Raw genomic sequence first — 22,621 nt, 5'->3', positions numbered from 1 at the left:
GACTACTTCAACATTCAAAACAGTTCGAGTTCACCCGATTCGACCATCGGCCCCACGTCCTGTACCGATTCGCGGAAATCCTCCGGCGACCAGCTCAGGCTGAACACGAAACGCTGATCGAGCTGCACCGACCGCCCCGATGCGCGGTCGGTCATCCGGTACTTGAAACAGAGCTGCGGACAGTCGCCGCCGAACGAAATGAACTTCTGCTTGTGATTGACGACGAGCGGCACCTGCACCGGATGGCGCGCGAGCGCCTCCGCGTCGCCGAGATAGCGGTTCTTGAACGCTCCCCACACGAGGTTGGTCAGCTCGCCGAGCAGGCTGTTCACGTCGCGGAAGTCTGGCGCGCGGCCGTCGTCGCGCGTGCCGCCGAGCATGTCGAGCAGCGGCTGCTCGCTCGTCTGCAGCAGCATGTAGCCGCGGCACCACGCGCTTTCGAGCGCGATCAGGCTGAACACCTCGCCGAAGATGATCTGGTCGCGCACGATGCACGGCGTTTCGTGCTCGATCGTCATGTCCGGAAACAGGCTGTCGATGCGCGCCTCGGTGATCTCCGAGATGCCGCGCACGAGCGCGTTCGGGTAGTCGCGGCCGAACAGGTATTCGTCGATCGCGCGCTTGAGCGGCGTCATGTCGTCCGCGACGTAGGCTGCGCATGCCACCCGCGCAAGCGCGTCGGGCAGCCCGTCGCGCGAAGCGAGCGATTCGCGGCGCAGGATGATCGGCAGCTCGGGCCGCAGCGCGTCGATCTGCGTCGCGATGATCGCGCTCTCGACCGGCGAACCGCCGTAATCCTCGGCCAGCAGGATCGCGCCGAGATCGATATTCGAGCGCAGCACCTTCAGCAGCCGGCTGCGCCGCACGGTCAGGCCGACCAGGTTGTGCTCGTCGCAGAAACGCTTGATCGCATCGGCATGCGTGCGGCTGTCGTCGAGCACGAGCACCTTGCTGACGGGTTGGTCTTCGGTCATCTCAAGGGTTCCTCATGGTCGATCAGAACAGTTCGAGTTCGCCGCCGGTATCCACCGTGGCCGTTTCCGGCACATGGAAATCGACCGGTGCGTTCGCACACACGCACAGCGTCGCGCCGACCCGCACGTCGCCGTCGAGCGTCAGATCGTAGGCGGCCGCGTAATCGGGTGCGAGCGCGGGCAGCCAGTCGATGCTCGCGCCGCTCAGCAGGGAAGGCGTCGACATTCCCAGATCGGGAAACGGCACGGTCAGCGCCTGGTTGATCGCGCCGCAGCACAGGTTCGCGACTTCCATGAACGCTTCGGGCAGCGGCCGCTGGCCGCTCGTGCCCGCCATCGCGCCGGAGAAATGGCCGCGCGTCGCATCGTCGTCGCCGAAGCGCAGCGCGAGCAGCAGGCGGAAATGCAGCGCCGAGATCGTCAGCACCACGACGTACTCGGGCACCTTCGGTTTCGATCGCGAAGTCGCGCGCGCAGAATCGGGCGCATCGCCGGCCGACGGCCGGATCTCGCAGGCGCCGCCGGACGCGAGCCGCGTGCGCGCCGCATCAAAGAAGATCCGCTCGAAGCCGGCTTTCGCCTGCGCGCTGATCACGCCGCCGCTCCTTCGATCCGCGCGTGCAGTTGCCCGGCCAGCGTCTCGACGGTCGCTAGCGCGGCCGTGATCATCTTGCCGCCGGCCTGGATGTCCTGGAACGTCGCGGCCGTCACGAGATCGTTGCGGTTCAGGCTGTCGCGATAGCTGTTCGACAGCTCCTGCGAGCGCGCGGCCAGCCCGCGCACCTCGCTCGCGACAATCGAGAAGCCGCGGCCGGCCGTGCCCGCGCGCGCGGCCTCGATCGACGCGTTCAGCGACACGATCGACACGTGCGCGACGATCGCCGACAGCTCCTGGTTCTTCGAGCGCATGTCCTGGTTCTGCGTGGTCAGCGAGATCATCTGCTCGTGCCAGCGCTCGAACGTGCCGGCGAGCCCGCGCAGGCGCGCGGCTTCGTCGGCGATCTTCATCGCATGCTGCGCGAGCGCGGCGCGGTTCGCCGACAGCGCCTGCAGCGCGTCGCGCTGCGCACCGGCCGCGGACGCCTCGCGCGCCAGCGCATCCTCGAGCTGCGCCTCGCGTTGCGCCCATGCGTCGGCGGCTTCGGCATGTGCCGACGCCGCTTCTGCCGCCCTCGCGCCGGCCGCGTCGAGCGCGCCGCGCAACGCATGCGCGTCGCGTTCCAGCGCCGCGACAAGCCGCTTGCGCATCACGCGAAACACGACCGCCGCCGCCACCGCGACGACGAAGCCGCCCGCCAGCGCGGCGGCAATCGGGATCATCCACGCCTCCACGATCACGCCATCACTCCGCTGCGCCGACGTCTGCAATGCGCTCGTGCGCGGCGCCGTGACCGGCACCGTCCGCCGCGAAGCGCGCGGGCAGCGACACGATCGTCTCGAACGCGCGATACGGCGCGCCGACGCGATCGTCGGTGAAGCGCAGCGCGATGTCGCCGCCGTCGCGCTTCAGGAAGCTGCGCACCGCATCCATGCCGACGCCGCGCCCCGACACCTCGGTTACCGCGTGCGCGGTCGAGAAGCCCGGCCGGAAGATCAGCTCGGCCACCGCTTCGTCGGTGAGCGCCGCTTCGTTGCCGGCATCGATCCACCCGCGCTCGCGCGCGATGCCGCGAATCCGGTCGAGCGCGAGGCCGCGGCCGTCGTCGCTCAACACGAACCACAACTCGCCGCCGCCGACGCCGACCGCGATGTCGATCGTGCCGGACGCCGCCTTGCCGGCCGCGCGCCGCTCTTCGGACGATTCGATCCCGTGGTCGATCGAATTGCGCAGCAGGTGCATGAACACGTTCTTCAGCGTCGCGCCGATCTCGCTGCGCACGCGATGGCCGTGGCTGTCGATATGCACGACGGGCGCCGGCTTGCCGAGTTCGGCCGCGAGCGACGGCAGCGACTCGATCACGCCGCCAAGCGTGTCGCCGATGCCCTGCGTGCCGAGCTGGCTCAGCATGCGGCGCACGGCATCGCGTGCCGCCTGCCAGTCGGCCGCGTTCGCCGGATCGGCGCCGTCGAGTACGCGCAGGCTTTCGCTGATGTGCGCGCGTTCGACCATCAGGTAGTCGGTGCCGCCCTGCGCCGGTTCGCCGCTGCGGCCGAGCGTGACCGCGTTGATCGTCGCGTAGCGTTCGACGGCCTCGCGCACGCGGGCCAGGTCGTCCATCAGCGCATCGCGGTTCCACTCGGGGCCGCCGTCCGCGCGGCGCAGCGATTCGTATGCCTGCTCCGCTTCGTGGACGATGTTCGTCAGGTGCTGCAGGCTGTACGTGCGCGCATTGCCCTTGATCGTATGCATGTTGCGGAACAGCGCCGCGACGATCGAATGATCGGCGCGCTCGTGCTGGCGGATCATCCGCTCGTTCTCGCTGAGGAAGCCCTTCGCGCTGTGCACGAAGTCGTGGAACTTGTCCTGGCTGATCGACAGGATCTCGCCGATCATCTCGAGGCGGCGCTGCTGCTCGCCGGCCTGCGCGGTCAGCTCGCGAATCTCGGTCACGTCGCGCACGCAAAGCATCAGGCGCACGACCGTATCGGTCTCGTCGGTGATCGCCGACCAGCTCAGGTCGAGCCATTTCTCGCGGCCGTCCGGCATCCGCTTCGCGACTTCGTTGACGAGCAGGTGCGCGTTGAATTCGAAGTTCATGCTGTCTTCGCCGAGGCACGCGTGCACGGCCGCATCGACCTGCGAGCGCGCGTCGGCGCCGATCGCCGAATCGTCGAACACGAGCGCCATCAGGTCGCGGCCGGCGATGTCGTTCGTCTCGAAGATGGTTTCGAGGTACGCCGAATACTCCGCATGCACGACGCCGCCTTCGACGACGGTCAGGATCCCCTGCTGCATGTTCTGCAGCATAGCCTGGATGTCCGCCGTCTTCTGCTTGAGCTGCGCGGCGTTCTCCTGGATCTTCTCGATCATCCCGTTGAACGCGACGATCGAATGGCCGATCTCGTCCATCCGGCCCACCGGCACGCGGCGCGTGAAATCCTGGCTCGTCGCGATCTCGCTCATCATCGTCTGCATCCCGATCAGCGGACGCGTGATCTGGCGATACAGCACGAAGCCGAGTGCGGTCAGCAGCACGATCACCGTGCCCGCGACGCCCGCGATCGCGGTTGCCGTCGTCGCGAGCATCCCGTTCAGCGCGCTGATCGCGTCGTCCTTCTGGCGGTTCTTCTCGACGCGCAGCGTGTCGACGATGCTTTCGAGTTCGTCGCGATACTGCGCGACGTTCGCGAACAGGTAGGCCTGCGCCATCTCGGCCTTGCCGTCGGCCTTCATCTTGACGGTGTCGTCGATCGCCGCGAAATAGTTTGCGGCGCTGTCCTTCGCCTGCGCGACGAGGCCTTCCTGCGCGCGGCCGACCGCAGATTTCGCCTGCGCGTCGAGCGCGGCGCGCAGCGCGGCCTGCTTCGCCTTCAGCTCGTCGCGCGCCTGCGCGGCGGTATTCGCGTCGGGCGCATAGACGAGCGTCATCGTCGCGATCTGGATGTTCTTCACCTCGGCGACGAGATCGGCCGACGCGAGCGCGCTCGGCACGATGCCCTGGGTAACCTGGCGCACCTCGGACGCGCTCTTGCGCGTCTGGTACACGGCATAGATGCCGATCGCGGACAGCGCGAAGAACGTCAGGACGACTAGCAGCGTAATGCGATGACGGATGGTCATGAGTACAGCTCCCCGCAGCGATCCGGCTTCGATCGCCGTTTGGTCTATTGAAAGAATATGAGCGGCGAATTATCGGGGATGGTGTATGACTGTCCGATGACCGTTAATCAATCGATCATTGAGGAAATTGGAATGATTAATTACGGCAGGAAAAAGCTAAAGTTCTTTGCGGGTTTGCCGTTAACACCCGACCACCAACGCTGCGGAGTTTGCCGAATCGGCGGAGTAACGGATATTCATTGTTTTATTCGCGTTCCGCCCAATCGATTTTATTGAATAACGGTAAAACGTTTGCGCATTATCGTGCGAGTCGATTCATTGTCGCGTCGTCGTTCACGGATCGAGCGCGCCGCCCGACCAACCGGCCGACGGCCGCGAACCCGTCAGCTTCAACGCGACGTCGCCCTGCGCGACCAGCCGCTCGCGGTTGCGCGTGACGATACGGCCGGCCTGCGGCGCGACCAGCACATGCTCGCTGCCGGGCACGCCCGGATGCGCGACGATCCGCGCGACGCGCTCGCCGGCCTCGACCGTCGCGCCGAGTTCGCGTTCGTAGACGAGCACGCCCGACACGGGCGCGATCACCGTCTCCATGTTCGCGATCGGCACGGCTTCGCCATGCCAGTCGAGCACGCCGGGCGATTCCGCCATCACGCCACGGCCGCGCAGGAACGCGAGCACGCCGTCGGCGTCGCGCTCGGCGAGCGCGTCCGATACGTCGGACTGCCCGCGCAGCTCGACGGTCGCGACGAGCCGGTCGCGCAGGCCGCCGTCGCGCGCCCAGTGCGCGGCGACGGCGCCTTCGAACGCGCCGTCGTCGTCCTCGTCCCACAGGATCGCGACATCGGCACCGAGCGCCGCGGCGAGGTCGCGGCCGGCCGGCCACAGTTCGTGATGCAGATACACGTACGGCAGCGCCTCGGAATCGGTATGGAGATCGAGCACGATATCGGCGTCGCACGCGGCGGCAAGCAGCGTGCGCTGCCACGCGGCAAATGTCGTCGCGGGCCGGCGCATCGCCGCCGATTCGTGGAAATGCCGGTTGAAATTGCGGTGCGTCGTTTCGTGGAATCGGCCCAGCAGCCGCCCCTGCCGGAACTGCGCGAGCCCGAGCGGGTTGGCCTGCGGCACGACCGTCACCGTGCCGCGCAACACGCCGCGATCGTGCGCCGCGCACAGTTGCGGCAGCAGCCGATGCAGCACGAGCATGCCCGCGATCTCGTCCGCATGCACGCCGGCCTGCAGGTGCACGCGCGGCCCGTCGCCGGCCGACAGCCGCCACGCGCGGATCGCGAGCGGCTGCCCGTTGTCGCCCGGCACCTGCCACGTCAGCGTTTCGATCATCGTCTTTCCCCCTTCAGGACCGGTGCGTCATTCACGACGATTCACGACGACGAACGCGAAGCGGCGCCGAGGCTTGCGACGAAGGCCGCGATGCGCTCGCACGCGTCGGTCAGTCGCGCTTCGTCGACGACGAAGCCGAAGCGCACGAAGCCCGACGCGGTGTCGCCGAACGCGCTGGCGTCGAGTAGCGCGACCTGCTTCGCGCGGAACAGCCCCCACGTGAATGCATGCGCGTCCAGCCCGGTGCCGCGCACGTCAACCATCATGAACATCCCGGCCTCCGGCAGCAGGCAGCGCAGCCCCGGCACGTCGCGCAGGCGCGCGTACGCGAGATCGCGGCGGCGCCGATAGAGTTCGCGCATGTCCGCGACGATCGCGGCCCGGTTGTCGAGCGCGGTGACGGCCGCCTGCTGGATGAAGCCCGGCAGCCCGTACAGCATGCACAGCGCGAGCCGCTCCGCATGCTCGATCAGTTCCGTCGGGCCGATCGCCCAGCCGACCCGCCAGCCCGGCATCGCATGCGATTTCGACAGGCTGCCGAGCGTCACCGTGCGCTCGGCCATCCCCGGCAGCGACGCGATGCTGACCATGTCGCGCTCGAACGTCAGCGCCGCATACACCTCGTCGGACACGACCCACAGATCGCGCTCGCATGCGAGCCGCGCGATCCGTTCGAGGTCGGCGCGCGGCATCACGACGCCGGTCGGGTTGCATGGCGTCGCAAGGAAAATCGCCTTCGTGCGCGGCGTCAAGGCCGCTTCGAGCGCGTCGAAGTCGAGATGAAAGCCGCGCGACGCATCGACCGGCACCGGCACAAGCGTCGCGCCCGACGCACGCACGCTCGCCTCGTAGGTGAGGTACATCGGCTCCGGCACGATCACCTCGTCGCCCGCCTCGCACAGGCACATCGCCATCGCGAACAGCGCGTTCTGCGCGCCGGCCGTCACGATCACGTGCTCGGGGCCGACCGCCTGCCCCGACGCTTGCGCGTGCTCGCGCGCGATCGCCGCGCGCAGTTCGGCGCGGCCGCGCACTTCGCTGTAGTGCGTGTCGCCGCCGCGCAGCGCGGCGACCGCGCGCTCGACGATCACGTCGGGCGTCGCGAAATCGGGATCGCCGACGCTCAGGACGATCGCCGGCTCGCCGGCCGCGACGGCCTGCTGCGCCGCATAGTGAATGTCCCATGCGGTCGTGCGCTTGCCCTGCAGGCGATCAACCAGCTTCGAATAGTTCATGCGTCCTCCATCGCGCGGCGCCCGCCCGGCCGCCGCGCCGTCAGTGGGTTCATTCAGCGCGGCATGCGCACGGGCACGCGCCGCTCGAGCCGGCCGAACGCGCGCTCGATCATGAACGCGAGCGCGACATAGATCACCGCGATCGCCAGCAACGGCTCGTAGGTCCGCAGCGTCTGCGCGCGAATGTAGTTCGCGGCGCCGAGCACGTCCATCACCGCGACCGTCGACGCGAGCGCCGTCGATTTCAGCAACATCACGGTCTCGCCGGCTAGCGTCGGCAGCAGGATCTGGATCGCGCGCGGCAGCCACACGCGGCGCGCGATCATCGACGGGCGCATCCCCATCGCGCGCGCGGCCTCGATCTCGCCCTTCGGCACGCCGCGCAGGCCGGCGCGCAGCACCTCGCCGACATACGCGCCGACGCTGATCACGAGCGCGAACGCGACATACCAGAAGCCGTCGCGCAGGAACGGCCAAAACACGCTGTCGCGCAGCGCGGGCCAGCCCGCGAACAGCGAGCCGACGCCGTAGTAGATCAGGTAGATCTGCACGAGCAGCGGCGTGCCGCGTATCACCTCGGTGAAACCCTTGCTGACGCGCGCGGCGACCGGGTTCGGCGACAGTCGCGCGAACGCGACGGCGATCGCGAGCCCGAAGCCGAATACGGCCGAGATGACGAGCAGCTTGACGGTGGTCAGCACGCCGAGCAGCAGCAGCGACCCGTAGGAGGACAGTACGCTCAGATCCATGACGTTGATCCGGTTCGATGGGAAAGTGCGTGGGAAGGCGTGCGGGAAAGCGCGGCGCGGCTCACGATGCCGGCATCCAGCGGCCGAAGCGGCGCTCGATTTCGCGGAACAGCACACCGGACAGCGACGTGATCGCGAAATACACGGCCGCCACCATCAGGTAGTAGTGCAGGTACTCGCGCGTCGAGCCGGCCGCCTGCTTCGCGGTGTAGAGCAGCTCGCTGTAGCCGACCACGCTGATCAACGCGCTGTCCTTCACGAGGATCAGCCACAGGTTCGCGAAGCCCGCCAGTGCGTACGGCGCCATCGCGGGCAGCGTCACGCGCCGGAACACGAGCGCCGGCCGCGCGCCGAACGCGCGGCCGGCCTCGATCTGCCCGTACGGGATCGCGAGGATCGCGCCGCGGATGATCTCCGCCGCGTACGCGCCCTGCACGATGCCGAGCACGATCACCGCCGCCGCGAAACCGTTGACCGCGACCGGCCCGACGCCGATCGCCGTCATCAGCAGGTTGATCGCGTCGGTGCCCGCGTAGTAGAGCAGCAGGATCAGCAGCAGTTCGGGCACCGCACGACACAGCGTCGTGTAGGCTTGTGCGATCCGCTCGAGCACACGCACGCCGGACAGCTTCGCGGCCGCACCCAGCAACCCGAGCACGATGCCGACGACGAACGCGCCGAGCGAAATCTCGAGCGTCACGCCCGCGCCCTGCAGCAGCGCGACGCCCCAGCCGTCCGGGTCCATGCCCAGGTAGCGCACCCATCCCCAACCGTCCATGCCGCCTCCTCGTCCGTGCTTGCGCTCGTGTCCCGGTATTCCCGTATCCGCGCGATCAGTGCGGCCAGAGGTCGATCGGGAAATACTTCTTCGCGATCTGCGCGTACTTGCCCGACGCATGCAGTTGTTCGAGCGCCTGGTCCATCTGCTGCTTCAACGGCGCATCGGCCTTGCGCATCCCCGCGCCGACGCCGTAGCCGAAGATCGCCGGATCCATCTTCACGCTGCCGGGGCCCTTCAGCTCGAACGTCGAGCCATCCTTCGACTTCAGGAAATCGAGGATGCCGAGCTGGTCGAGATATATCGTGTCGATCCGGCCCGCGACGAGGTCCGCGTTGCAGTCGTCCTGCGTGTTGTACAGGCGCACCGTCGCGCTCTTGCCGTACGCCATCTTGATGAACTCGGCGTTCGCGGTGGAACCCTGCACACCGATCACCTTGCCCTTCAGGCCGTCGGGCGTCAGCGTGAGCTTCGTGTTCTTCGCGCCGACGAAGGTGCCCGGCGTCTCGTAGTACGGCCGCGAGAACGCGATCACCTTCTGGCGTTCCGGCGTGATCGACATCGAGTTGAAGATCACGTCGATCTTGTCGCTGAGCAATGCCGGGATGATGCCGTCCCACGCGACTTCCTTGATCTCGCACTTCGCCTTCATCTGGTCGCACAGCGCGCGGATCAGGTCGGCCTCGAAACCGCTCCACTGCCCGGTCGGACTCTTCATCAGGAACGGCGGATACGGTTCGGCGGCGACGCCGAAGCGCAGCACGCCCGACGACGCATGCGCGGAACCGAGCGGCGCGAGCGCCGCGACGACGAGACTGAACAGGCACAGCAGACTGCGTACGACGCGTTTCATGGTCGGACTCCTTGCGGGAAAGATACGGATCGGGCGGGCCGGCCCGCGCGCTCGCGGGCGGCTCCCGTGGTTCAGTGGTGCTGCCGGTGCGCGTTGACGAACTGGCGACAGCGTTCGCTCTGCGGCGCGTCGAAGATTTCCGCCGGCGTGCCGCTCTCCTCGACGCGCCCCTGGTGCAGGAACAGCACCTTGTTCGACACGTCGCGCGCGAACGCCATCTCGTGCGTGACGAGAATCATCGTGCGGCCTTCGCACGCGAGATCGCGAATCACCTTCAGCACTTCGCCGACGCGCTCGGGATCGAGCGCTGAGGTCGGCTCGTCGAACAGCATGACTTTCGGCCGCATCGCCAGCGCGCGCGCGATCGCGACGCGCTGCTGCTGGCCGCCGGACAGGAAGGCCGGATAGACGTTGCGCTTGTCGGCCAGGCCGACGCGTTCGAGCAGTTGCTCGGCGCGCGCGATCGCTTCGGCGCGCGGTTCGCGCAGCACGTGCACGGGCATCTCGATCACGTTCTCGAGCACCGTGCGATGCGCCCACAGGTTGAAGCTCTGGAACACCATGCCGAGCCGCGTGCGGATCCGCTCGACCTGGCGCGGATCGGTCGGCACCGTGCGCCCCTTGCGGTCGACCTTCAGCCCGATCTCCTCGCCGTCAACGACGATGCGCCCCCGGGTCGGCGTCTCGAGCAGGTTGATGCAGCGTAGCAGCGTGCTCTTGCCCGATCCGCTCGCGCCGATCAGCGAGATCACCTCGCCTTCGTGCGCGCTCAGCGACACGCCCTTCAACACTTCCAGTTCGCCAAACCGCTTGTGCAGATCTTCCACCTGCACGCGTTCCTCGACGTTCGCTTTCACGCTCTCCACCCGCGCCAACATGCTGTCTCCTGTGTCGAATTCTCACGCCCGTCCCGCGTGGGATCGCGGCGTCTTGTTGAATGGCCGACCAACCTCATGCGAAGTCGAGTATAGGCTCTGTTGAACAGTGGTTCAACAGTTTTAAAAAAATCCGGAGCGAGGGTTTTCGCGGGTTTCGCGACGCTTTCACTGCTGTAATTGAACAAGCGTCCGGCACTCCCCTATAATCGGTTCCATGACGATTCCGTAAGGTCAACACGTGAAAAAGACTCCTGGCACGGCACCGGTTCAGGCACGCAGCCGCGGCATCAGAGAAACACCCGCGGTACGTCAGCAATCGATCATCGACGCGACGATGCGCTGTATCGCGCGCTACAGCTATTCCGAGACCACGATCGACCGCATCTGTGCGGAAGCGAAGGTATCGCGCGGGCTGATCAATCATCATTTCCAGTCGAAAGACGAACTGATGGCGCAGACCTACAAGCGACTCGCGACCGACCTGCTCGACGTGTCGCGCGCGGCGGCCGCGAACGCGACGGGCCCCGAGGAAAAGCTCGATGCGATCATCAGGGTCTGTTTCGCCGCGCCGGTGTTCGCGCCGAAGAACGTGAAGGTATGGCTCGGCTTCTGGAGCGTCGCGCACAGCGACCCGGTGATCCGCAAGGCGCACAAGGAGCTGTACAGCGGCTACCGGCAAGCGTTGAAGAAGCTGTTCGACCAGATCGCGGAAGTGCGCGGCAGCACCGTCGACAGCGATCTCGCCGCACTGACGCTGACGGCCGTGATCGACGGCTTCTGGCTGGAGCTGGCGCGCGACCCGACGTCGTTCACCGCGGAAGACGCGCTGACGAGCTGCCTGCGCGTCGTCGATACGTTCCTCCCGCCGCCGAAGACGGCCCGCAAACGGGCGTAATGGGTGTAATGGGTATAACGTGCGCAAGCGCCGCCGGGCAACCCGCGGCAGGAACGACGGCCTCGCACAGCAAGACCGTTCGCGCATTCAGGCCGCGCGGATCTCGATCAGGTACGGCGCGTCGTGGGCGGCCGCTTCGTTCAGTGCACCGGCCAGCGATGTCCCCTCTTCGACCCGCTGCGCGCCCCATCCGTACGCGCGCGCGATCGCGACGAAATCCGGCGTGTGCAGATCCACGCCGACCGGCTCGACGCCGCCGTCGACCATCGCGCGCTTGATCTCCCCGTACCCGCCGTTGTTCAGCAGCACGACGATCACGCGCGCGCGATGCTGCACCGCGGTGCCGAGCTCCGCGAGCGTGTACTGGAACCCGCCGTCGCCGGCCACGCAGACGACCGGACGCGACGCGTCGCCGATGCTCGCGCCCACGGCGGCCGGCAGCCCGTAGCCGAGCGAGCCGAATCCCACCGACGCGTTGAACCAGCTGCGCGGGCGCGACGCCGCGAAACCGACGTTGCCCGCGTAGACGATGCGCGTCGAATCGCCGACGATCGCCGCATCGGGCAACGCGTCGCGCACGCTGTCGAGCAGCGCGAGGTCGCGCCGCATCTCGTCGTTCAGTTCCTGCCGCGCCGCCGCGCGGCACATCGCCGCGCGTTCGATGCCGTCGCCGTCCGTGCGCGCGGGCGCATCGGCCGGCCAGATGCGCCGGAGTGCGCGCACGGTTTCGCCGACGTCGCCGAGCAGCGGCAGCGCGGGCACCGCGTTGCGGCACAACTGCTGCGGGTCGATGTCGATCCGCACGAGCGGCTCAGGCATCGCGGAGCTGCGCGTCGCGTACAGATCGTAGTCGGTCGGCCCCAGCTCGGTGCCGAGCGCGACGATCAGGTCGCTGTCGCGCATCAGCGCGCGCACCGCGTCGCTCGACGCCGACCAGGCGATGCCGAGCGGATGCGCGGGCGGCAGCACGCCGCGCCCGTTGATCGTCATCACGACCGGCGCGTCGAGCGTTTCCGCGAGCCAGCGCACGTCGTCGGCCGCGTCGAGCGCGCCGCCGCCCGCGAGGATCAGCGGCGCGCGCGCGGCAACCGCCTTCGCGCGGAATGCGTCGATGCCGTGGGCCGACGCGGGGCCCGGCGCGATGCGCGGCGGCGCGGCCGGCACGGGCGGCAATGCAGCGGCCGGCGCCGCGAGCACGTCGAGCGGAATCTGGATATGCACGGGGCGCGGGCGGCCGCCCGAAAACACCGCGAATGCGCGCGCGATCGCCTGCGGCAGCGCGTCGGCGCGCGGCACCGTGTAGCTGAACGCGGCGACGTTTTCCGCGAATGCATGCTGGTCCGGCAATTCGTGCAGATGGCCGTTGCCCGAACCGATGTCGCCGGACGCGTTGACGCTCGAGATGACCAGCATCGGAATCGAATCCGCATAGGCCTGCGCCATCGACGTCGCGATGTTGGTCATGCCGGGCCCGGTGATCACGAAACACACGCCGGGCTTGCCGGTCGCGCGCGCATAACCGTCCGCCATGAAGCCGAGGCCCTGCTCGTGGCGCGCGCTCACGTGACGCAGCGCGCTGCCGGCCAGGCCGCGGTACAGCTCGATCGTATGCACGCCGGGAATGCCGAACACCGTGTCGACGCCGTAGGCGGCGAGCAGGTCGACGAGGTACATGCCTACTGTTCTCATAAGGGTTCCATGGTTCAGGACAGGTTTCAGGATCGTACGCCGGCCGCTGCCGTCAATGCGCGAGCCCCGGCAGCAGTTCGCGGACGCCCTGCGCGAGCATCTGGAACGCGATCGCGGTCAGCACGATGCCGGACAAGCGCTCGACCAGCGTCCGGCCGATCTCGCCGAGCCGGCGGCACCACGACGCCGAGCACGCATACGTGAGCCCGATCACGCCGGCATGCAGCACGCAGGCGGCGCTCAATGCCAGCAGGTCGGCCGGCGTATGGAAGCGCGTCGCGGTCGTGATCACGAGCGACATCACCGCGCTGCCGATCGACAGCGGGAAGATCAGCGGCACCGCGATGCAGTTGCGCCATTGCGCATACTCGAGCCGCGTGTCGCCGCCGCTGCGCTCGTCGTTCGCCGTCCCGCGCATCATCGGGATCGACCACAGGCACAGCACGAGGCCGCCCGTCAGCGTCAATGCGCCGAGCGTCAGGCCGAGCATGCGCAGCAGGAACTGCCCGCCCCATACCGCGCCGACCATCAGCGTCGCGATCCACGCGAACAGCCTGAACGCGATCTGCCGCTGCGTCGCGTCCGGGAAATGCCCGGTGACCGCCGCGTACATCGGGATCGCGACAGGCGGACAGAACAGCGTCAGCAGGCCCGTCAGGAACAGCAGCACGTCGCTCGACGTCAGGGTCATCGTTCGCACTCGGATGCGGTCGGGTGGATGAGAGGCGCAATGGCATCGCGGTTGCGGTTCGCCGTCAGCCGAGTTCGGCGTGGAGTTCGGGGACCATCGAGAACAGGTCGCCGACGAGGCCGTAGTCGGCCACGCTGAAGATCGGCGCTTCCGGATCCTTGTTGATCGCGACGATCACCTTCGAATCCTTCATGCCTGCCAGATGCTGGATCGCACCCGAGATGCCCACCGCGATGTACAGCTGCGGCGCGACGATCTTGCCGGTCTGGCCGACCTGGTAGTCGTTCGGCACGTAGCCGGCGTCGACTGCCGCGCGCGATGCGCCCAGTGCGGCCGACAGCTTGTCCGCCAGCGGCTCGAGCACCTTCGTGTAGTTTTCACCGCTGCCCAGACCGCGGCCGCCCGACACGATGATGCTTGCCGACGTCAGTTCCGGACGGTCCAGCTTCGTCACTTCACGGCTCACGAACTGCGACTTGCCTGCGTCGGCTGCCGCTTCGATCTTCTCGACCGAAGCGCTGCCGCCTTCGGCCGCCACCGGATCGAAACCCGTCGCACGCACCGTGATGACCTTGATCGGGTCGCTCGACTGCACCGTCGCGATTGCGTTGCCTGCGTAGATCGGGCGCTCGAACGTATCGGCCGAATCGACCGCCGTGATGTCCGAAATCTGCGCGACGTCCAGCTTCGCGGCGATGCGCGGCGCGATGTTCTTGCCGTACGCCGTGGCCGGCGCGAGGATGTGCGAGTAGTCCTTCGCGATGTTCAGCGCGGTCGCTTCGACGTTTTCCGCGAGGCCCGCTTCGAGCTGCGGCGCGTCGGCCAGCAGCACCTTCGAAACACCTGCGATCTTCGCTGCTGCGTCTGCAGCCGCTTGCGCATTGTGGCCCGCGACCAGCACGTGGATGTCGCCGCCGACGAATTTGCCAACCTCGGCCGCCGCTGCCACCGTGTTCAGCGTCGCGGCCTTGATCGACGCGTTGTCGTGTTCTGCAATCACCAGAATCGTCATTTCTTTGCGCTCCCTCTTACAGCACCTTGGCTTCGGTCTTCAGCTTCTCGACCAGCGTCTTCACGTCCGGCACCTTCACGCCGGCCGCGCGCTTCGGCGGCTCGACCACCTTCAGCGTCTTCAGACGCGGCGCGACGTCCACGCCCAGGTCTTCCGGCTTCACGGTTTCCAGCGGCTTCTTCTTCGCCTTCATGATGTTCGGCAGCGTCACGTAGCGCGGCTCGTTCAGGCGCAGGTCGGTCGTGATCACCGCCGGCAGCGTCAGCGACAGCGTTTCCGCGCCGCCGTCGACTTCGCGCGCAACCGTGGCCTTGCCGTCCGCGACCGTCACCTTCGACGCGAACGTCGCTTGAGGCAGGCCGGCCAGCGCAGCCAGCATCTGGCCCGTCTGGTTCGAATCGTCGTCGATTGCCTGCTTGCCGAGGATCACCAGCTGCGGCTGTTCCTTGTCGACCAGCGCCTTCAGGATCTTCGCGACGGCCAGCGGCTCGACGCTGTCGTTCGACTCGACCAGGATCGCGCGATCCGCACCGATCGCCAGCGCCGTGCGCAGCGTTTCCTGCGCCTGCGTGACGCCCACCGACACCGCGATCACTTCGGTCGCGACGCCCGCTTCCTTCAGGCGCACCGCTTCTTCAACGGCGATTTCGTCGAACGGGTTCATCGACATCTTCACGTTCGCGATGTCGACGCCCGTGTTGTCCGACTTCACGCGGACCTTCACGTTGTAATCGACCACCCGCTTCACTGCCACCAGTACCTTGATGCTCATTCATCCCCCGGAATCGAATCGTTCAGTCCTGCGCGGCTTCCTGCGGCGCGCGTTCGCGCGGCCGCATGTCGCCGTCGAAATCGTCGAGCGTCGGAAACGCCATCGGCTCGAGCCGGTCGAGCTGCGCCAGGTATGCGTCGTACCGTTCGAGCACGGCCGCGCGCTCGGCGTCGCCGATATACGGCACGTGATAGCCGACGAACGACGGCAGCACGTCGAAGCCCGCATAACCGAGCGTGCCGCGCAGCACGTGGCGCAGCATCAGGTCCATCTCGCCGTGCACGCCGTCCGCGCCGAACATGTAGTCGCGGCCGCCGCACGTATAGGCGAGCAGCGCGCGCTTGCCGCGCATCCCGCCGCGATCGTAGAAACGCACTCCGCCGTACACCTTGCCCGACACGAGCACACGGTCGACCCAACCCTTCATGATCGCCGGCATCGAGCACCAGAACAGCGGGAAGCTCAGGATCAGCAGATCGCACGCGACCAGCTTGTCGAGTTCGGCGGCGATGTCGGGCGCGATCGCGTGCGCGGCGACGTTTTCGCGCTGCTCGAGCGCGTAGACGAGATAGTCCGGGTTCTTCCGCACGCCGAAATCGGCCGCGCTCGCGACCGGGTTCCACTGCATTGCGTACAGGTCGGACACCGTCACGGTATGCCCCTGCGCTTCGAGCGTGCTCACCGCGCGGTGCAGCATCGACGTCGTGAACGACTGCGGTTCGGGATGGGCGTGAACGATCAGGACTTTCATGGTGCTTTTTTTCTCCGCGACATAACGTTGAAATCAGACGGGCCCGGCCGCGCGCCTGCGCAGCAGCGACAGGCCGATCGCGACACAGGTCGCGGCCAGCAACAGCGTGGAGACCGACGCGATCGCCGGATCGACGTTCTCGCGCATCCCGTCCCACATGCGGCGCGGCAGCGTGTAGACGCCCCGGCTCGAAATGAACAGCGTGACGACCAGTTCGTCCCACGACAGGATGAACGCGAACACGGCCGCCGACAGCACACCGGGCCGGATCGACGGCAGGATCACGTAGCGCAGCGTCTGCGACAGGTTCGCGCCGAGGCTGCGCGACGCCTGCTCGATCCGCAGGCCGACCGTCGCGAGCGATGCGGATACCGCGACGACCACGTAAGGCACCGACAGCACGACATGCGACAGGATCACCGCCGGGTAGCTGTCGAGCATCCCGAGCTCGCCCCACAGCCGGTAGAACGCGAGTGCCGACACGATCGGCGGCACGATCAGCGGAAACAGGATCGCGCCGCGCACGAGCTCGCCGCGCCGCGATGCGACCTTCCACAAGCCGATCGCACACAAGGTGCCGAGCGTTACCGAGATCGCCGACGAAACGAGCGCGATCAGCCCGCTCTGCAGGAAGCTCGACACCCAGCCGTCGTCGTCGAGCAGCACGCGGTAGTGCCGCAGCGACAGCGCGCCGTCCGGCATCGACAGGTAGTCGCTCGGCGTCAGCGACACGGGCACCGACACGAGCAGCGGCAGCATCAGGAACAGGATCGCGGCCCATGCGATGCCGATCACCAGCGCGCGTCCGGCCGTCAGTCTGGTCTTCATCTTCGATTCCTCCGGTCGGATTCAGCGCGCGCCGAACAGCTCGCGCAGGTCGACGAAACGCGCGAGCAGCGCGAGCGCGGCCAGGATCGACGCGAGCAGCAGCGACGCGAGCGCCGCCCCGCTGCCCCAGTTCATGAGCTGCAGGATCTGCGTGCTGATGTATTCGGCGATCATCACCGTGCGGCCGCCGCCGAGAATCACCGGCGTCACGTAGAAGCCGAGCGAGAAGATGAACACGAGGATCGCCGCGCCGACGATGCCCGGCCGCGTCTGCGGGAAATACACCTTGCGGAACGTGACGAGCGCGCCTGCGCCGAGCCCCTGAGACGCGCGCGCGAGCTGCGGGTCGATGCCTTTCATGTTCGCGTACAGCGGCAGCACCGCGTATGGGATCATGAAGTGGATCATCCCGATCACGACGCCGATCTCGTTGCGCATCAGCGGCAGCGGCGCGTCGATCAGCCCGATGCCCATCAGCAGCGTGTTGACGAGCCCCTGCTCGCCGAGCAGGAACAACCACGAGAACGCGCGCACCAGCACCGACGCCCAGAACGGCACGAGAAGCCCGAACATCAGCGCCATCCGCTGGCGCGGCCCGACGTGCGCCATCGCATACGCGATCGCGTAGCCGAGCGCGACCGAGCACACGGTCGTGACCGCGCACACGCGCAGCGTCGTCCACAGCACGCGGTGCACGCCGTGGTTTTCCAGCAGCCGCACGTAGTTGTGCAGGCCGGGTTCAGGCACCGCGAAGCCGAGCCACAGCACGCGCACGAGCGGATACACGTACAGCACGATCAGCACCGCGAGCAGCGGCACGACGAGCAGCCAGTAGCGGTCGGCTTTCGCGCGGCCGAGCGGGGCGGCGCCCGCGACAGGGGAAGACAGGGTATTCATCGCGTCACGCTCACGAGGCGGCGGCTCAGGACGACATCAGGTCGGTGTACTGCGCGAGCGTCGCTTCGTAATGCTGCGCCCACCACTCGGGATTCACCTTGCACTGCTTCGCCCAGTTCTCGGGCGTGCCGGGATTGTCCGCGCGCAGCGCCTGCGGCACGGCGGCCGTCGCGGCCGGCGTCACCGGCCCGTTGCCGAGCAGCGACAGCAGGCGCACCTGCGGCTCGACGCCCTGCACGAACTTGATGAACTGCCAGACGGCGTCGCCCGACGGATTGTTCTTCGGCACGCCCCACACGTCGCACGACGCGAGCCCCTGCTCCCACGTATAGCGGAACCGTCCGCTGCTTTCGCGCTGCAGCACGTTCGCGCGCGTATGCCAGATGCACGCCATGCTGACTTCGCCGTTGCGCAGCAGTTGCAGGCTGTCCGCGCCGGAATCCCACAGCAGCACGTTCGAGCGCAGTTCCTTGAGCTTCTTCAGCGCGCGCGGCACGTCGATCGGGTAGACCTTGTCCTTGTCGACGCCGTCGGCCATCAGCGCGGCCTCGAGCGCGCCGCCCATCCACTTCCACAGCCCGCGCTTGCCCGGAAACTTGCCGACGTTCCAGAAATCGGCCCAGTTCTTCGGCGGATTCGCGCCGAACTTGCGCGCGTCGTAGACGAGCACGTAGCTCAGCAGGTATGACGGCACGCCGAAATCCGATGCGAGCCCCGGCAACGTATTGCGGCCGACGACCGAATAATCGATCGGCCGCAGGAACCCCTGCTTGCCGAGCTTTATCGCCGCGAAGCCGTCGAGATCCATCACGTCCCAGATCACGTTCCGGTTCTCGACCATCGCCTTGATCTTGCCGTCCTCCGGCGACGAGTCGTAACCCATCCTGATCCCGCTCGCCTTCGTGAACGGGTCCATGTAAGCGGAGCGGAACGCGGAGCGCGCCTCGCCGCCCCACGCGCTGAGCACGATCTCCTTCGGATTCGCGGCCAGCGCATCCTTCGCGCTCGCCGCCAGCAGCGTCGGCGCGAGGCCGGCGGCCACGCACAGCCGGAGGAAGTCGCGGCGGCGCTGCGATGTCGCGGTTTGAAACTCGCGCGCTTGGTCGAGCAGGTCCTGCAGATAGCGGTTCGTCATGGTGTCTCCTCCAGGCTGGGCAGCGCCCGCACGCGTCTCGTCGTTTCCGGGCACCGGCGAATCTGCCGGCGACGACGGCGCTCGCCGCGTCGCGCGGAATGCATCGTGCGCCGCGTCAGTCCGACGCGATCCGGCAAGTGGCGTCGCGCTCCCACTGCACGAACACGTCCATGCCGGTGTGCGGCGACGCGAGCCCGCGCCATGCGGGCACGTCGGCGGTCACGCAACCGAGCGCCGCGGTCTCGATCTCGAAGCGGTACGACGAACCGAAATAGCTCCAGTGGCGAATCCGGCCGGCCACTTCGTTGTGCGCGCCGCCGCACGATGCCGCCGACACGGCGACCTTCTCCGGCCGCAGCGCGAACAGCAGCGTGTCGTCCGGCCGCGCGCCGCACGCGGGCGCGACGAAACGCGCATCGCCGACGCGATAGTGCGTCGCCGCGGCATCGCCGCCGAGCGCGACACCTTCGATGAAGTTGCTCTTGCCGAGGAAATCGGCGACGAAGCGGTTGGCCGGTTGTTCGTACAGCCCGTCCGGCGTACCGACCTGTTCGAGCCGTCCGTCGCGCATGATCGCGATGCGGTCCGACATCGACAGCGCCTCCTCCTGGTCGTGCGTGACGAACAGGAACGTCGCGCCGAGCCGTTCGTGCAGCGCCTTCAATTCGACCTGCACCTCGCCGCGCAGCTTGCGGTCGAGCGCGCCGAGCGGCTCGTCGAGCAGTACGAGATCGGGATCGAACACCAGGGCGCGCGCGATCGCGACGCGCTGCTGCTGGCCGCCGGACAACTGGCGCGGCAAACGGCTCGCGAGATGGCCGAGCCGCACCAGATCGAGCGCGGCCTTCACGCGCTTCACCGCGTCGGGCCCCTTCTGCTTGCGCACCATCAGCGGATACGCGACGTTCTGCTCGACCGTCATGTGCGGAAACAGCGCATAACCCTGGAACACCATCCCGAAGTTGCGCTTCTCGGGCGGCAACGCGACGATGCTGCGGCCGCCGACGCGCAGGTCGCCGGTGCTCGGGTGCTCGAACCCCGCGACGATCGTCAGCAGCGTCGTCTTGCCGGAACCCGACGGCCCGAGGATCGTCAGGAATTCGCCGCGCGGAATGTCGAGCGTCGTTTCCCGCAGCGCATGCACGCTGCCGTAGCGCTTCGACACGCGGTCGATCTGCAGGCCCGCGCCGCTCGCCGTGCGCCCCGCCGGTTCCGCACGAGCCGCATGCGCACCGGGCCTTCCCTCCCCCACACCTGCCGACGTCTCCATCACCGCGCTCATCGTGTGTCTCCTGTCGGCTCACAATTGGGTTGAACGTTCATTTAACAGAACTTATACTATGCCGAAATGCGGTTCGCAAGTAGCGGCGACCCTCGCCGGCCCTGACACAACACGACACCCAACACCAAGGAGACAGTGATCAGCATGCGCATCGAGGACATCCGAATCGAACGGCACGACGGCGTCGTGACCCTTCGCCTGAACCGCCCGGCGAAGCGCAATTCGCTCGCGCGGCCGCATCTCGACTTTCTTCGCGACACGCTCGACGCGCTCGCGAGCGACCCGGCCGTGCGCTGCCTCGTGCTGACCGGCACGGGCAGCGCGTTCTGCGCGGGCGCGGACGTCGACGAATGGGCCGAGGCCGAGCGCAACGGCGAACTCGACACCTACGGGTGGAGCGAACGCGCGCACCGGTTCGTCGCGGCGCTGGCGGCATTTCCGCGCCCCACCGTCGCGGCGCTGAACGGCTCGACGGTCGGCGCGGGCACCGACATCGGCTTCGCGTGCGACTTCCGCATCGCGAGCACGGCCGCGACGCTGCGCTGCGGCTATACGGGAATGGGCTACAGCCCCGACATGGGCGGAAGCTGGTTCCTGCCGCGTCTCGCGCGGCCCGACGTCGTGCGCCGCTTCATCTTCCTGAACGAACGCTGGAACGCGCAGGACGCGCTCGCGGCCGGCTTCGTGTCCGAAGTCGTCGACGCCGACGCGTTCGCGCAGCACGTCGCCGCCTTCGCCGCGCGTCTCGCGCAAGGGCCGAGCGTCGCGTTCGGGCATGCCAAGGCGCTGCTCGCGCAATCGCTCACGCACACCCTCGCCGAGCAGTTGCGCGGCGAGCTGGCAGCCTGCGTCGCTTGCGGTCACAGCGAGGACGGCAAGGAAGCACTTCGCGCGTCGGTCGAGGGGCGCGCACCTCATTTTGTCGGGAGATGATTCATGGATTTTTCGCTGACCCATGAGCAGGAAATGCTGGTGTCGTCGCTGCGTCAGTTCGTCGAAAAGGAACTGCAGCCCCATGAATTCGCGGTCGACCGCGCGGACGACGTGCCGCCCGAACTCGCCGATTCGATCCGCCGCAAGGCGATCGAGCTCGGCTTCTACGCATTCAACATGCCCGAAAGCGCCGGCGGCCCGGGCCTCGACTACGTGACGCAGGCACTCGTCGAGCGCGAGCTCGGCCGCACGAGCTGGGCGCTGCACGTGTTCGTCGCGCGGCCGAGCAAGATCCTGATGGCGTGCAAGGGCGACCAGATCGAGCGCTACCTGAAACCGGCCGTGCGCGGCGAGCGCGTGGACTGCTTCGCGCTGACCGAGCCTGGCGCCGGTTCCGACGCGATGGGCATCCGCACGCGCGCGGTGCGCGACGGCGACGACTACGTGATCAACGGCAGCAAGCACTTCATCAGCCACGCGGATACCGCCGATTTCGTGATCCTGTTCGCGGTCACCGGCGAGGAGGAGGTGCGCGGCCAGAAGCGCAAGCGCGTGACCTGCTTCCTGATCGACAAGGACACGCCGGGCATGACCGTGCGGCGCGGCCCGCACTGCACGAGCCTGCGCGGCTACCACCAGTCGGAGATCTTCCTGACCGACTGCCGCGTCAGCGCCGCGCAGATCCTCGGCGAAGAACATCGCGGCTTCGATCTCGCGAACGACTGGCTGACCGCGGGCCGCGTGATGGTCGCGGCCAACAACATCGGCCGCGCGCAGCGCGCGTTCGAGATGGCCGCCGAATGGGCGGCGACGCGCCAGCAGTTCGGCAAGCGCATCGGCGAATTCCAGGGCACGTCGTTCAAGCTCGCCGACATGCAGACCGAGATCCGCGCGGCGGAACTCGTCACGCTGTACACCGCGCAGAAGCTCGATCTGGGCACGATGACCGACGGCGACGCCGCGCTCGCGAAGCTGCTGGCGACCGAAACGCTCGGCCGCGTGACCGATCATGCGGTGCAGATCTACGGGGGCATGGGGCTGATGGACGAACTGCCGATCGAGCGCTTCTGGCGCGATGCGCGCATCGAGCGCATCTGGGAAGGCACATCCGAGATCCAGCGGCATATCCTGTCCAAGGAAATCCTCCGACGCTACAGCTGACGCGAACCGCCGAGCCGGCACGTCCGGCGCGACTTCCGAAAGG

General features: G+C 67.7%; 22 protein-coding genes. 3 read left to right on the top strand and 19 right to left on the bottom strand.

What is annotated here, in order from left to right:
* Positions 1 to 14: 14 nt before the first annotated feature.
* The 10 genes from AC3WLY_RS30640 to AC3WLY_RS30595 all read right to left on the bottom strand — a co-directional run bounded on the left by AC3WLY_RS30640 (position 15) and on the right by AC3WLY_RS30595 (position 10,532).
* On the bottom strand, positions 15 to 974 hold the full coding sequence (locus tag AC3WLY_RS30640; protein WP_425130796.1) for a chemotaxis protein CheX: 960 nt from the start codon (positions 972 to 974) through the stop codon (positions 15 to 17).
* 22 nt (positions 975 to 996) lie between these two features.
* Positions 997 to 1,569, bottom strand: coding sequence for a hypothetical protein (locus tag AC3WLY_RS30635; RefSeq protein WP_492310575.1), 573 nt, complete (start codon positions 1,567 to 1,569; stop codon positions 997 to 999).
* Positions 1,566 to 2,294: a methyl-accepting chemotaxis protein gene (locus AC3WLY_RS30630; protein WP_492310574.1), complete on the bottom strand. Its 729-nt coding sequence runs from the start codon at positions 2,292 to 2,294 to the stop codon at positions 1,566 to 1,568. The genes AC3WLY_RS30635 and AC3WLY_RS30630 overlap by 4 nt, the downstream gene beginning before the upstream one ends.
* Positions 2,295 to 2,316: 22 nt before the next feature.
* Positions 2,317 to 4,695 (bottom strand): MCP four helix bundle domain-containing protein, encoded by a 2,379-nt coding sequence (locus AC3WLY_RS30625; RefSeq protein ID WP_492310573.1) that lies wholly within the window; start codon positions 4,693 to 4,695, stop codon positions 2,317 to 2,319.
* A 333-nt stretch (positions 4,696 to 5,028) separates the two neighbouring features.
* A complete protein-coding gene (locus AC3WLY_RS30620) occupies positions 5,029 to 6,039 on the bottom strand; it encodes a succinylglutamate desuccinylase (protein ID WP_492310572.1) in 1,011 nt (336 codons plus the stop codon).
* A 41-nt stretch (positions 6,040 to 6,080) separates the two neighbouring features.
* Positions 6,081 to 7,274 carry a pyridoxal phosphate-dependent aminotransferase gene (locus AC3WLY_RS30615; RefSeq protein ID WP_492310571.1) on the bottom strand — a complete coding sequence of 398 codons (1,194 nt, stop codon included), beginning with the start codon at positions 7,272 to 7,274 and terminating at the stop codon, positions 6,081 to 6,083.
* Between the two features lie 53 nt (positions 7,275 to 7,327).
* Positions 7,328 to 8,023, bottom strand: a complete 696-nt coding sequence (locus tag AC3WLY_RS30610) for an ABC transporter permease (RefSeq protein WP_492310570.1) — start codon at positions 8,021 to 8,023, stop codon at positions 7,328 to 7,330.
* Between the two features lie 61 nt (positions 8,024 to 8,084).
* The gene (locus AC3WLY_RS30605) at positions 8,085 to 8,801 is read right to left on the bottom strand and encodes an ABC transporter permease (protein ID WP_492310569.1); all 717 of its coding nucleotides are present in this window, start codon (positions 8,799 to 8,801) and stop codon (positions 8,085 to 8,087) included.
* 55 nt (positions 8,802 to 8,856) lie between these two features.
* Positions 8,857 to 9,654, bottom strand: coding sequence for a transporter substrate-binding domain-containing protein (locus AC3WLY_RS30600; RefSeq protein WP_213267022.1), 798 nt, complete (start codon positions 9,652 to 9,654; stop codon positions 8,857 to 8,859).
* Between the two features lie 71 nt (positions 9,655 to 9,725).
* Positions 9,726 to 10,532 carry an ABC transporter ATP-binding protein gene (locus AC3WLY_RS30595; RefSeq protein WP_174384232.1) on the bottom strand — a complete coding sequence of 269 codons (807 nt, stop codon included), beginning with the start codon at positions 10,530 to 10,532 and terminating at the stop codon, positions 9,726 to 9,728.
* 238 nt (positions 10,533 to 10,770) lie between these two features.
* Here AC3WLY_RS30595 and AC3WLY_RS30590 point away from each other — a divergent pair, with 238 nt between their 5' ends.
* Complete coding sequence (locus AC3WLY_RS30590; RefSeq protein ID WP_492310568.1) at positions 10,771 to 11,427, top strand: TetR family transcriptional regulator C-terminal domain-containing protein; 657 nt, start codon at positions 10,771 to 10,773, stop codon at positions 11,425 to 11,427.
* 87 nt (positions 11,428 to 11,514) lie between these two features.
* On the opposite strand, the gene AC3WLY_RS30585 is transcribed toward AC3WLY_RS30590, so the two are convergent.
* The 9 genes from AC3WLY_RS30585 to AC3WLY_RS30545 all read right to left on the bottom strand — a co-directional run bounded on the left by AC3WLY_RS30585 (position 11,515) and on the right by AC3WLY_RS30545 (position 20,484).
* Positions 11,515 to 13,116, bottom strand: coding sequence for a 5-guanidino-2-oxopentanoate decarboxylase (locus AC3WLY_RS30585; protein WP_492310567.1), 1,602 nt, complete (start codon positions 13,114 to 13,116; stop codon positions 11,515 to 11,517).
* Between the two features lie 52 nt (positions 13,117 to 13,168).
* A complete protein-coding gene (locus tag AC3WLY_RS30580) occupies positions 13,169 to 13,807 on the bottom strand; it encodes a MarC family protein (protein WP_492310566.1) in 639 nt (212 codons plus the stop codon).
* Between the two features lie 64 nt (positions 13,808 to 13,871).
* Positions 13,872 to 14,819, bottom strand: a complete 948-nt coding sequence (locus AC3WLY_RS30575; RefSeq protein WP_492332745.1) for an electron transfer flavoprotein subunit alpha/FixB family protein — start codon at positions 14,817 to 14,819, stop codon at positions 13,872 to 13,874.
* 16 nt (positions 14,820 to 14,835) lie between these two features.
* On the bottom strand, positions 14,836 to 15,585 hold the full coding sequence (locus AC3WLY_RS30570) for an electron transfer flavoprotein subunit beta/FixA family protein (protein ID WP_492332746.1): 750 nt from the start codon (positions 15,583 to 15,585) through the stop codon (positions 14,836 to 14,838).
* 28 nt (positions 15,586 to 15,613) lie between these two features.
* Positions 15,614 to 16,342 carry an NAD(P)H-dependent oxidoreductase gene (locus AC3WLY_RS30565; RefSeq protein WP_174383918.1) on the bottom strand — a complete coding sequence of 243 codons (729 nt, stop codon included), beginning with the start codon at positions 16,340 to 16,342 and terminating at the stop codon, positions 15,614 to 15,616.
* 33 nt (positions 16,343 to 16,375) lie between these two features.
* Entirely contained in the window at positions 16,376 to 17,170 is a 795-nt protein-coding gene (locus tag AC3WLY_RS30560; protein ID WP_492309394.1) for an ABC transporter permease, read from the bottom strand.
* Positions 17,171 to 17,191: 21 nt separating this feature from the next.
* Positions 17,192 to 18,067: an ABC transporter permease gene (locus AC3WLY_RS30555; protein ID WP_492309393.1), complete on the bottom strand. Its 876-nt coding sequence runs from the start codon at positions 18,065 to 18,067 to the stop codon at positions 17,192 to 17,194.
* 25 nt (positions 18,068 to 18,092) lie between these two features.
* Positions 18,093 to 19,202, bottom strand: a complete 1,110-nt coding sequence (locus AC3WLY_RS30550) for an ABC transporter substrate-binding protein (RefSeq protein ID WP_492309392.1) — start codon at positions 19,200 to 19,202, stop codon at positions 18,093 to 18,095.
* Positions 19,203 to 19,317: 115 nt separating this feature from the next.
* Entirely contained in the window at positions 19,318 to 20,484 is a 1,167-nt protein-coding gene (locus tag AC3WLY_RS30545) for an ABC transporter ATP-binding protein (RefSeq protein ID WP_492309391.1), read from the bottom strand.
* 144 nt (positions 20,485 to 20,628) lie between these two features.
* Between AC3WLY_RS30545 and AC3WLY_RS30540 the strand changes: the two genes are divergently transcribed.
* Together AC3WLY_RS30540 and AC3WLY_RS30535 are read left to right on the top strand one after the other, a co-directional pair.
* The gene (locus tag AC3WLY_RS30540; RefSeq protein ID WP_492309390.1) at positions 20,629 to 21,417 is read left to right on the top strand and encodes an enoyl-CoA hydratase/isomerase family protein; all 789 of its coding nucleotides are present in this window, start codon (positions 20,629 to 20,631) and stop codon (positions 21,415 to 21,417) included.
* Positions 21,418 to 21,420: 3 nt separating this feature from the next.
* Positions 21,421 to 22,578: an acyl-CoA dehydrogenase family protein gene (locus AC3WLY_RS30535; RefSeq protein WP_492309389.1), complete on the top strand. Its 1,158-nt coding sequence runs from the start codon at positions 21,421 to 21,423 to the stop codon at positions 22,576 to 22,578.
* Positions 22,579 to 22,621: the final 43 nt, after the last annotated feature.

It is taken from the genome of Burkholderia sp. FW306-1C-G01B, assembly GCF_058781685.1.
This window is presented reverse-complemented; position numbering and strand designations above follow the sequence as displayed.

Coding starts and splice junctions, on each gene's coding strand:
- AC3WLY_RS30640 (WP_425130796.1), bottom strand. CDS start 974: ATGACCGAAGACCAACCCGTCAGCAAGGTGCTCGTGCTCGACGACAGC.
- AC3WLY_RS30630 (WP_492310574.1), bottom strand. CDS start 2,294: ATGATCCCGATTGCCGCCGCGCTGGCGGGCGGCTTCGTCGTCGCGGTG.
- AC3WLY_RS30625 (WP_492310573.1), bottom strand. CDS start 4,695: ATGACCATCCGTCATCGCATTACGCTGCTAGTCGTCCTGACGTTCTTC.
- AC3WLY_RS30620 (WP_492310572.1), bottom strand. CDS start 6,039: ATGATCGAAACGCTGACGTGGCAGGTGCCGGGCGACAACGGGCAGCCG.
- AC3WLY_RS30615 (WP_492310571.1), bottom strand. CDS start 7,274: ATGAACTATTCGAAGCTGGTTGATCGCCTGCAGGGCAAGCGCACGACC.
- AC3WLY_RS30610 (WP_492310570.1), bottom strand. CDS start 8,023: ATGGATCTGAGCGTACTGTCCTCCTACGGGTCGCTGCTGCTGCTCGGC.
- AC3WLY_RS30605 (WP_492310569.1), bottom strand. CDS start 8,801: ATGGACGGTTGGGGATGGGTGCGCTACCTGGGCATGGACCCGGACGGC.
- AC3WLY_RS30600 (WP_213267022.1), bottom strand. CDS start 9,654: ATGAAACGCGTCGTACGCAGTCTGCTGTGCCTGTTCAGTCTCGTCGTC.
- AC3WLY_RS30595 (WP_174384232.1), bottom strand. CDS start 10,532: ATGTTGGCGCGGGTGGAGAGCGTGAAAGCGAACGTCGAGGAACGCGTG.
- AC3WLY_RS30585 (WP_492310567.1), bottom strand. CDS start 13,116: ATGAGAACAGTAGGCATGTACCTCGTCGACCTGCTCGCCGCCTACGGC.
- AC3WLY_RS30580 (WP_492310566.1), bottom strand. CDS start 13,807: ATGACCCTGACGTCGAGCGACGTGCTGCTGTTCCTGACGGGCCTGCTG.
- AC3WLY_RS30575 (WP_492332745.1), bottom strand. CDS start 14,819: ATGACGATTCTGGTGATTGCAGAACACGACAACGCGTCGATCAAGGCC.
- AC3WLY_RS30565 (WP_174383918.1), bottom strand. CDS start 16,342: ATGAAAGTCCTGATCGTTCACGCCCATCCCGAACCGCAGTCGTTCACG.
- AC3WLY_RS30560 (WP_492309394.1), bottom strand. CDS start 17,170: ATGAAGACCAGACTGACGGCCGGACGCGCGCTGGTGATCGGCATCGCA.
- AC3WLY_RS30555 (WP_492309393.1), bottom strand. CDS start 18,067: ATGAATACCCTGTCTTCCCCTGTCGCGGGCGCCGCCCCGCTCGGCCGC.
- AC3WLY_RS30550 (WP_492309392.1), bottom strand. CDS start 19,202: ATGACGAACCGCTATCTGCAGGACCTGCTCGACCAAGCGCGCGAGTTT.
- AC3WLY_RS30545 (WP_492309391.1), bottom strand. CDS start 20,484: ATGAGCGCGGTGATGGAGACGTCGGCAGGTGTGGGGGAGGGAAGGCCC.
- AC3WLY_RS30540 (WP_492309390.1), top strand. CDS start 20,629: ATGCGCATCGAGGACATCCGAATCGAACGGCACGACGGCGTCGTGACC.
- AC3WLY_RS30535 (WP_492309389.1), top strand. CDS start 21,421: ATGGATTTTTCGCTGACCCATGAGCAGGAAATGCTGGTGTCGTCGCTG.